Source organism: Moorena sp. SIO2C4, assembly GCF_010672485.1.
In the GTDB taxonomy this organism is placed as follows: Bacteria; Cyanobacteriota; Cyanobacteriia; order Cyanobacteriales; family Coleofasciculaceae; genus Moorena; species Moorena producens.
This window is the reverse complement of the sequence record NZ_JAAHGN010000600.1, coordinates 1-4,589: the sequence shown is the minus strand read 5'-3', so window position 1 is coordinate 4,589 and position 4,589 is coordinate 1. Positions and strand designations below refer to the sequence as shown.

The window sequence follows — 4,589 nt, the reverse complement described above, 5'->3', positions numbered from 1 at the left end:
TCGGTTTCAAAAGCAGGCATCTAGCTCCAGTTAGTAGATATAGCCACTAGATAGAGCAAGTATAGCCAGACCTGAATTCAGATATATCACCTGGTCTTAGTATAGCCAGCTAACCCTAGGTGTTAGTAGATTTTTCAGGAATTTTTAAGATTTATTACAAAGCCAAAAAGGTTGACAATTTGTCTGATCTAATTTTGAGAATTTGTCTTGTGATAAACCTGATCACCTGGTGATCAATTAAACTAGTCGATATCAGGGATTTTAACTATAGCATTTCTCAGTTATCAATTGCTTAAGGTACTTTCGTCCTAGGTTTTAGGGAGTAGGGAGTAAGGAGTAGGGAGTAGGGAGTAGGCAGTAGGGAGTAGGCAGTAGGGAATAGGTACAAAATTATGTGTACCTCATTACTATCAGAACCGCTAGATAAAGTCTTGGTTGTATAAATTAAATGGCATTTGCTCTGGAAACTCTAGACTAGAACTCTGGACTAATTTTACTGATGGATTTAATTAGATGAAGAGTCAAACCTTTCTTCAACCCATTGACCGTACTGCTGGCGCAGTCATACTTATACTGAGTCTACTGATTGGTATATTACTGTGGACTGGCGATCGCACTGCCCCCAGGGTACGGAAATTTACGTGGCAAGATAAACAAGTCGGTGCGGAGGATAAAGCGTTTATCCTAACCTTCAGCCGTCCTATGGATCAGACTAGTGTGGAAACTAATCTGAAGATTGTTCCACCCATACCGGGCAAAATTAGCTGGGCTGGACGTAAAATGGCTTATACTCCGCTGCTCCCTTTACCCTATGGCACCGAGTATCAATTCCAGCTCACTGGAGCAGTAGATCAATTCGCTAAGCCTGGCAACAAGACTGCCATGGAACCGTTCAAGGCATCTTTCCGTACCCGTGACCGAGCCTTTGCCTATGTGGGTGTTCAGGCAGAAGAAAAGGGGCGATTAATTTTCTATAATCTCACTCGCCAACAAAAAACTATCTTGACGCCTCCAGATTTGGTGGTTATGGACTTTAAGTTCTATCCTGATGGCAGCCGACTTCTTTTCTCTGCTGTTGATAGTCAGAATCAAGAACAGGACTTGCTCTCGGCCAAATTATATACTGTGACCACGGGCATATCTACTCGTGCCCCAGCTCAAGCTCCCGTATCCTCAGACTCTGATGGGTTAGTTGAGCAGGTTCTCGATAGCAAAGACTACCAGAATCTGAAGTTTGATTTGTCTGCTGATGGTAAAACGATTGTGGTGCAGCGGGTCAGTCGGAGTAATCCTTCGGAATTTGGGCTGTGGACCATACAACCTGGTACCAAACCGAGACCATTAGACCATGAACCAGGAGGAGATTTTATGATTACTCCTGATAGCAACGCAATCGCGATGGCTCAAGGTCAGGGAGTGGGCATTTTACCCTTGACACCAAATGCTCAACCCCTAGACTTTTTACCGAAGTTTGGCATGGTCATAAACTTTGCTAAGGATGGTTCAGCAGCAGTGATGGTGAAGTTTAATTCTGACTATACGCGATCGCTATTTTTAGTCAAAAACCAGGGCTCTGAGCAAGAGATACTGCGCACCACTGGTTCTGTCCATAGTTGTGAATTCTCGGCGCAAAACCAGATTCTCTATTGTCTGCTCAGCCAACTCATTGCTGGGGAAGAATTCAAAGAAGAACCTTTCCTAGCAGCGATTAACCTTAAACCTAATGAAAAGAATGAGTATACCTTAAAGCGCTTGATAGTTTTACCGGAGCAACAGGAAGTTCATATGAGTTTGTCCCCAGATGACTTAGGCATACTCTTTGATCAACTGGTTCCTGAACGGTCATCTGAGGAAGGTTTGATCACTGATGAAGGACAAATAATTGCCAATGCTAGACTGTGGCTATTACCTTTAGTGGATGATACATCGTCAGATACTCCAGTGAAGCTGGAAGCGGAACCACTCCTAACTGGATTTAATGCTCGTTGGCTACCTTGAAGGTTAGCAGGTTGAAGGTTAGCAGGTTGAAGGTTAGCTGGTTTAAGGTTAGTAGGTTGAAGGTTAGTAGGTTGAAGGTTAGCTGGTTGAAGGTTAGCTGGTTGAAGGTTAGCTGGTTGAAGGTTAGCTGGTTGAAGGTTAGCTGGTTGAAGGTTAGCTGGTTGAAGGTTGGCTAGTTGAAGGTTGGCTGGTTGAAGGTTGGCTGGTTGAAAGTTAGTAGGTTGAAGGTTAGCCGGTTGAAGGTTAGCCGGTTGAAGGTGTTTTTTTTGGAAGGGTGTTTGGTTGTTCGCGTAGCGTGGCCTTTTGGCCAAGGGTGAAGGTTGGTAAAATAACCGAGCAACCTGTAACCTGTAACCTGTAACCTGTAACCAAACAACCTTGAAACCTTCAAACCTTCAACCTGTAACCAAACAACCTGTAACCAAACAACCTTAAACCTAATAACCTTCAACCTTAAACCTTCAACCTTCAACCATCAAACCTTCAACCTTAAACCTAATAACCTTCAACCTTCAACCTTCAACCTTCAACCTTCAACCTTCAACCTAATAACCTTCAACCTAATAACCTGTAACTTGACATCAAAAGACTATGGAAATTAATCAGTGTCTTCATGTTGCTGTTTTAGTTTCTGATTTGGAAAAGGCAGAGCATTTTTACGGTAATATTTTGGGATTATCTAAAGTTAATCGAGAGCTGAGATTTCCTGGTGCTTGGTACCAAGTTGGTCAATTCCAAATTCACCTGATGGTTAATCCTAATGCTAAAGTTGACCTAAAAAATCCTGAAAAATGGGGTCGTAATCCCCACATTGCCTTTAGTGTAGTAAATTTAGATGAAGCGAAGGAATGTCTACACGCTCATGGTTACCCGATTCAATTGAGCTCATCTGGTCGTGCGGCATTGTTTACCCAAGATCCAGATTGTAATATTATTGAGCTTAGTGAGATTAATAAGATTAGCACTTAGGGTTTAACGTAGGGATGGGGAGAATAAATGAAAACCATTGCCTACCTGTACAGCAATCCTCTACTTGACCCGGTGCCTGACCCAGAAGTTTGGGGTTTGGAGGTGGATCAGGTCTATCTAGATTTGGGAGGACGCCAGCAGTGGCAGCAGTTAGTTGCGGATTGCCAAGCTCAAGCTCCTGATTACTTGCTAATTCGTCGTCTGGAAGAACTGGGAGAGTGTTTGGCTGAAATTAGCGATCGCATTAGCCAAATTGAAACCCTCGGTGTTTGCTTGATTGCCACAGAGCAATCTTACAATTCTGCTCAGCTAACGGATGCTACCAACTACACTACAATTCGCGCTAGCTTACTGAAACTAATACACGAAATCCAGCAGGAAGTCAACAGCCGCCGCCTTCGGCAAGGACATGCTCGTAATCGCCTCAAAGCCTTACCTCCACCAGGAAAAGCCCCCTATGGCTATCGGCGGGGCAAAGACCGCTATCTAATTGACCGCAGTACTGCACCGGTGGTTAAGGATTTTTTTGAACAGTTTCTGCTTTATGGTTCCTTGCGGGGTGCAGTACGGTATTTAGAGCAAAAATATGGTAAACGGATTTCCGTGACTACCGGGCGTCGTTGGCTAACAAATCCGGTTTATCGGGGAGACCTTGGCTATCAAAAAAATGGTGAGGTCATTTCCGATACCCATAGCGCCATTTTGAATCGCGAAGAAGCCGCACAGATTGACCGACTGCTCAGGCGCAACCGACAATTACCTCCTCGTACCGCCAGTGCTCCCCGTTCTTTGGCCGGGTTAGTGGTTTGTGAGGAATGCCAGTCGGGGATGACCGTTGTTAGTGTTACTCAATATCGTAAAAACAAACAATATCTCTACCTACGTCCGATTCATTGTCCTAAGCATCCAAAATGCCGTGCTATTAGTTATGAACAGGTTTTGGAGCAAACTATTCAACTGATATGTCAGGAATTACCCCGTGCTGTTGCTGCTATGAATGCTCCCAGCTTGGATGGGGTGAAGGAATCCCTTAAGGGGAAAATTACTCAAAAAAAGGATAATTTAGAGCAACTACCTCTGTTAACCTCTAGTGGGGTGCTTGATCAAGACACTGCTGATTTACGAGCATACAAACTACGCACAGAAATTTCCCAATTACAGGAGCAGCTAGCTGCTTTGCCGCCAGTGAATTTAAAAGCGATCGCTAAGACAGTATCCATTCCTCAATTCTGGATTGATTTATCAGAATCAGAGCGTCGGTTTTACTTTCGGGAGTTTATTCAAAAAATTGAAATCCTGCGTCAGGTAAAAGAATTGCAGCTGCAACTTGTGTTTATTTTTTAGGTAAGCTATCAGCTATCAGCTATCAGCTATCAGCTCTCAGCTCTCAGCTCTCAGCTCTCAGCTATCAGCTATCAGCTATCAGCTCTCAGCTCTCAGCTCTCAGCTCTCAGCTATCAGCTATCAGCTCTCAGCTATCAGCTATCAGCTATCAGCTATCAGCTATCAGCTATCAGCCAAAGGCCATGCTTGGCCTTTGGCCACGCTGCGCGAACGCGAATGGCTGACGGCTGACCGCTGACCGCACCTCAAGTAGCCTGCGCATAGCACATATGCTTACA

Annotated in this window: 3 protein-coding genes; all 3 read left to right on the top strand. The window is 44.3% G+C overall.

The window, feature by feature from the left end; genetic code table 11:
* The first annotated feature begins 513 nt into the window (after positions 1-513).
* The 3 genes from F6K20_RS25360 (at position 514) to F6K20_RS25350 (ending at position 4,311) form a co-directional block, all read left to right on the top strand.
* Positions 514-1,998, top strand: a complete 1,485-nt coding sequence (locus F6K20_RS25360) for an Ig-like domain-containing domain (RefSeq protein ID WP_009149271.1) — start codon at positions 514-516, stop codon at positions 1,996-1,998.
* Positions 1,999-2,589: 591 nt separating this feature from the next.
* Complete coding sequence (locus tag F6K20_RS25355; protein WP_009149275.1) at positions 2,590-2,967, top strand: VOC family protein; 378 nt, start codon at positions 2,590-2,592, stop codon at positions 2,965-2,967.
* A gap of 27 nt (positions 2,968-2,994) precedes the next feature.
* Positions 2,995-4,311: a recombinase family protein gene (locus tag F6K20_RS25350; protein ID WP_287267221.1), complete on the top strand. Its 1,317-nt coding sequence runs from the start codon at positions 2,995-2,997 to the stop codon at positions 4,309-4,311.
* Positions 4,312-4,589 lie beyond the last annotated feature (278 nt).

Coding starts and splice junctions, on each gene's coding strand:
- F6K20_RS25360 (WP_009149271.1), top strand. CDS start 514: ATGAAGAGTCAAACCTTTCTTCAACCCATTGACCGTACTGCTGGCGCA.
- F6K20_RS25355 (WP_009149275.1), top strand. CDS start 2,590: ATGGAAATTAATCAGTGTCTTCATGTTGCTGTTTTAGTTTCTGATTTG.
- F6K20_RS25350 (WP_287267221.1), top strand. CDS start 2,995: ATGAAAACCATTGCCTACCTGTACAGCAATCCTCTACTTGACCCGGTG.